The organism is Rhizobium sp. P1_E6 (assembly GCF_056405875.1).
The window spans coordinates 1-1583 of the sequence record NZ_JBFUBG010000262.1 but is presented as its reverse complement, the minus strand read 5'-3'; the positions used below and the strand labels follow the sequence as shown (position 1 = coordinate 1583).

The 1583-nt window shown below is 59.4% G+C and carries 3 protein-coding genes; 1 reads left to right on the top strand and 2 read right to left on the bottom strand.

Annotated features, from left to right (window positions below; translation table 11 throughout):
* Together AC1D35_RS36030 and AC1D35_RS36025 are read right to left on the bottom strand one after the other, a co-directional pair.
* The coding region (locus AC1D35_RS36030; RefSeq protein ID WP_477942785.1) for a CopD family protein at positions 1-361 on the bottom strand (361 nt) is incomplete at its 3' end.
* 9 nt (positions 362-370) lie between these two features.
* Positions 371-703, bottom strand: coding sequence for a DUF3817 domain-containing protein (locus AC1D35_RS36025; protein WP_477942783.1), 333 nt, complete (start codon positions 701-703; stop codon positions 371-373).
* A 345-nt stretch (positions 704-1048) separates the two neighbouring features.
* On the opposite strand from AC1D35_RS36025, the gene AC1D35_RS36020 reads away from it, so the two are divergent.
* Positions 1049-1583: AraC family transcriptional regulator (locus AC1D35_RS36020; protein ID WP_477942781.1), on the top strand; the 535-nt coding region annotated here is incomplete at its 3' end.

Below are 1583 nucleotides of genomic sequence, written 5' to 3'. Positions count from 1 at the left end.
GGATGGTGGTGACACCGTGAGGTTGTTGCCCGAGGGCAAGGCGCCTGAGGCCACCCGAAAGCACGCCATGAAGCGCGGACAGCACCAACACGAGAGCGATTTTTACACTGAGCCACGGCTGTGAAAACCATTGGCCCGTCACCGCCAGCGCCAGTCCGAAGGCCCAAACCGTGAGCATTGCCGGTGTCGTGATCCTTCGGTCCCAGCGCCGAACCTGTGCAAAGAACGCAGCTCGGGCCGCATCGGTCGGGCCCCGCGCAACCGCGCTGAAGGCGGTCGTCGTCACCGCGACGGTCAACATGCCGCCGACCCAGGTGATCACGGCTGCGATGTGGATGGCTTTTAGCCAGAGGTAGTCCATCAGATTTCCCTAGATTGAAGATTGTCGCGTCGCCTGGCGTCGTGCCAGCATGCGATCGTTGAAAAAGCCGCCGAAAGGGATGAAGGCGGCGACGATCATTCTCGCGATCTCCGGACCACGGAAATCGCCACCAGAGACCGTCTGGATCAGGGTCCAGGCATAAAAGACAAACGCAACTCCGTGGACCGGTCCCATGATCGCCACGGCGACCGAAAATCCAAGGAGGTGCTTCAAAGGCACCGCGATGAAAAGGAGGGCTACGAGAGTTGTTCCCTCGATCACGGACGCCATCCGCATCCTGCGAACTTGTGCGAATTCCTCGGCAATATCCACTGGTGTCATCAGCCAAGATCCTGTCTCATTGTCCGAGACGACCAGCGCGAGCCCCGGCCGTCAAAAGCGACGACCGACGCATTCAGAGCCGATATCGTCCTGTTCACTCGTTGCAACCTGACGGGCTTGACCGCCGCGAAGTGCGCTTCAGGCCGTTGCCAACGGCCGGAGAGATCAGCGGTATCGACCGGATGTTCCATCGTCCCATCTTCTCTACACCACGCCTTCGTGCGGAAAAATGACGCACTTCCCTCATTTTTGGTCGCAGTCAGGTGCAGACTTGAAAAACAGGTGCTAGAGATGCAGGCCAATCGCCGAGGCGTTTGAGCAGTCCCGGGCTTTGAAGGATCCGACATGAACATGCTGGCCAAGATCGAAGACGAAACCGCGATCGTCACGCGCGATGTCGCTTTTGTCGTCTACCCGCAATTTCAGATCCAGGATCTGAGCGGGCCATTGGCGGCATTCGAATGCGCCGGCAGACAGCATGGCTGTGGCCCGTACAGGCTCCACATCGTCTCAAAGGACGGTGGCCTTGTCGTCAGCTCGTCCGGGTTGGCGGTCGCGACCGAAGCGATCCGGTCGGAGCCCTACGATACGATCCTCTTTACGGGAGGAGACGTGCTGACCAATCCTGCGAACCTGGGGTTTGCGATCGACGGCGCCTTCAGTAAAAGTCTCCGCAAAGCGCGGCGCATTGYGAGTGTCTGCACCGGTTCCTTTCTTCTGGCTGCCGCTGGCGTGTTGAATGGGCGTCGTGCCACAACCCATTGGAAATACGTTGGCCAGCTCCAACGCACCTTCCCGCGGATCAAAGTCGATGGAGATCGCATCTTCACAAAAGACGGTGACATCTGGACATCGGCAGGTGTCACGGCGGGTATCGACC

Coding starts and splice junctions, on each gene's coding strand:
- AC1D35_RS36025 (WP_477942783.1), bottom strand. CDS start 703: ATGACACCAGTGGATATTGCCGAGGAATTCGCACAAGTTCGCAGGATG.